The organism is uncultured Arenimonas sp., from assembly GCF_963976025.1.
Classification (GTDB): Bacteria; Pseudomonadota; Gammaproteobacteria; order Xanthomonadales; family Xanthomonadaceae; genus Arenimonas.
Genome location: NZ_CAXBJS010000255.1, coordinates 1 through 2,800 on the forward strand (window position 1 = coordinate 1; position 2,800 = coordinate 2,800).

At 68.2% G+C, this 2,800-nt stretch carries 5 protein-coding genes; all 5 read left to right on the forward strand.

Features of this window, described 5'->3' with window-relative positions; all coding sequences use genetic code 11:
* Positions 1–188 (forward strand): hypothetical protein (locus AACZ35_RS13730; protein ID WP_339830241.1); only part of this gene is annotated, 188 nt, incomplete at its 5' end.
* A 14-nt stretch (positions 189–202) separates the two neighbouring features.
* The gene (locus tag AACZ35_RS13735) at positions 203–1,006 is read left to right on the forward strand and encodes a cytochrome c (protein WP_339830243.1); all 804 of its coding nucleotides are present in this window, start codon (positions 203–205) and stop codon (positions 1,004–1,006) included.
* Between the two features lie 23 nt (positions 1,007–1,029).
* Positions 1,030–1,563: a nuclear transport factor 2 family protein gene (locus AACZ35_RS13740; RefSeq protein WP_339830244.1), complete on the forward strand. Its 534-nt coding sequence runs from the start codon at positions 1,030–1,032 to the stop codon at positions 1,561–1,563.
* A gap of 9 nt (positions 1,564–1,572) precedes the next feature.
* Positions 1,573–2,130, forward strand: a complete 558-nt coding sequence (locus AACZ35_RS13745) for a DUF411 domain-containing protein (RefSeq protein ID WP_290884528.1) — start codon at positions 1,573–1,575, stop codon at positions 2,128–2,130.
* Positions 2,131–2,220: 90 nt separating this feature from the next.
* On the forward strand, positions 2,221–2,800 hold a 580-nt coding region (locus AACZ35_RS13750), incomplete at its 3' end, for a heavy metal-binding domain-containing protein (protein ID WP_339830247.1).

Sequence of the window (2,800 nt, forward strand, 5' to 3'; positions counted from 1 at the left end):
TGATGGCCGGCAAGGGCCCGTTCGGGAACATCGAGATGGGCGGCATGTTCACCGTCGTCAAAGTCCGTGACGACCTGGCGCCGGGCGATTTCTCCGACCCGGGCTGGTACCGCAACCCCACCGGCACCGTCGCCCAGCGCGTCAGTGACGATCCCGCGTTCGGCAATCCGCCGCGACGTCCGCGTTAACAGGAGCCCTAGTCATGTCTTTAATCAAAAGTGGTTTGATTCTTGTGGGTCTGGGTGCCGCGGCCGTCGGCGGCGGCATCTACTTTGGCGCCATCCACCCGGGTGCTGACGAGCCGCATTCGGCCGTGGTCTTCAAGCTCATTGAAACGGCGCGTGACCGCGCCATCGCGGTCCGTGCCCACGACATGGTCGTCCCGACCTTGGGTAGCGAGGCCCAGATTCGCAGCGGCGCCGGCAACTACGCGGCCATGTGCACCACCTGCCACCTTGCCCCCGGCATGGCAGCGACCGAGCTGAGCCAAGGCCTGTATCCGGCGCCGCCGGATCTCTCCAAGCTCGGCGCGCCCGATCCGGCCCGCGCCTTCTGGGTCATCAAGCACGGCATCAAGGCCTCGGGTATGCCGGCCTGGGGCAAAAGCATGTCCGATGAGTACATCTGGAACATGGTGGCCTTCTTGCAAGAAATGCCGAAGATGAGCCCCGGTCAATATCAGGCGTTGGTGGCGACCAGCGGCGGCCACTCGCACGGTGGCGGCGAGAGCATGCCGCACGACGACGCCATGCCAGGGATGGCCGGCATGGGCAGTGGTGACCATCACGATGGCGCTGCCGCCATGGACCACGACGATGCCGGTACAGCGCCCCATGCCCATGACACGCCGATGTCCGCCGACCACGATGACGCCGGGTCGGCGCCGCACGCTCACGACGCCCCGGCGCCTGCGGCGCATGACGATGCCGGTGCCCCGCCCCACGACCACGACGCGCCCGTGCCACCGGCGCACGACGATGCCGGCGCGCCGCCGCACGATCACTGATCCCTCTCTGACAGGACCCTCCCATGAAACGTATCGCCACCCTTGCTGTGTTCGCCCTCGCCGCCGTGGGTAGCCCGGCGTTTGCCGATGGCCCGACCACGCCGCCCCACACCCACGACGCCACCACGCACGCGCCCGCCGGACCGGAACTGGGCATTCCGGCGCAGGCAATGCCTGCGGTGGCGGTCGTTGAGCGGTTTTCCGCCGCGCTGGCTGCCGGTCAGCTCGAAGCCGCCGGCGCCGAGCTCGATCCCAACGTGCTGATCCTGGAAAGCGGCGGCGCTGAACGCTCCGCCGCCGAGTACCTTGGCGGTCACGCCAAGGGCGACGCGGCCTTCCTCCAGACCGCCCACATCCAGTTGCTTCGTCGCACCGCCCAGGTCAGCGGCGATCTGGCCTGGGTGGCCAGCGAGAGCGAGTTGCACCTGAGCAAGGACGGCAAGCCGGTCACGGTGCTCAGCACCGAAACCATGCTGGTCCAGCGCTCGGACGCGGGCTGGAAGATTGTCCACATCCACTGGTCCTCGCGCACGAAGGCACCGGGCGACCATCACTAGGAGACCGCCATGCGCCGGTTTACGTCGGTACTGACCACCGTGATGCTGCCGCTGGCCCTCGCCTCCTGCGAAGGCCGGAAGGATGCCCCGCCGGAGGCCTTTGGCCCCCATGAGGTCGCGAGCCCGGCGACAAAGGTGACGCCCCCTCAGGCGGATGACACGTCCGCGCCCCATGTCGCCGAGCATCCGGCCACGCTGCCGCGGATCACCATGCATAAGGACCCCAACTGCGAGTGCTGCAGCCTCTGGGCACGCCATGTCGAGGGCGCCGGCTTCCCGGTGAGCGTGGTGGCCGACACCCACATGGACGCCTTCAAGCGCAGCGTCGGCGTGCCGGCCGGCAAGGGCTCCTGCCACACCGCCCAGGTCGAGGGCTACTTCATTGAGGGCCATGTGCCGGTGGAAGACATACAGCGGCTACTGGCCGAGCGCCCCGATGCCCGCGGCCTGGCGGCACCGGGCATGCCGATTGGCTCGCCTGGCATGCCCGGTCCGGCGCGCCCCTACACCGTTTACCTGATTGGCAAGGATGGCAGCAGCACGCCGTACAGCCAGCACGGTCACTGACCCGGAGTCATCGCAATGAGCCAACACGACAGCCACGCGCCGACCTCCTCGGCGACACCCACCGAACAACCCCGCGATCCGGTCTGTGGCATGTTCGTGGACGGTCCCCTGTTCGCGCTTCATGGCGATGTTCGGTACCACTTTTGCTCGGAGCGCTGTCGCCAGAAGTTTCTGGATGAGCCGGAGCGCTACCTCCAGTCCGAGGGGTCGGCAGGTGGCCATCCTCCCGCTTCGACGGCCGCGCCGGGCGTGCCCCGCGTTCAGTACACCTGCCCCATGCACCCGGAAATCGTCCGGGACGGACCGGGGACCTGCCCGATCTGCGGCATGGCGCTCGAACCCCTGCAGCCATCGCTGGAGGATGACGAGAACCCCGAGTTGGCCGACTTTACGCGTCGGTTCTGGGTCACCCTGCCCCTGACCGTCATCGTGCTGGCCCTGGCGATGCTCGGCCATCTTTGGGACGGTATGCAGGCAACCACCCGGACCTGGGTCGAACTGGTCCTGACGGCGCCGGTGGTGCTGTGGGCGGGCTGGCCCTTCTTCGTGCGCGGCGTGGCCTCGCTGCGCACCGGCAACCTCAACATGTGGACGCTGATCGGGACCGGTGTTGGCGCCGCCTTCGGCTACAGCGTGGCGGCGACCGTGGCCCCGGGATGGTTCCCGGCTT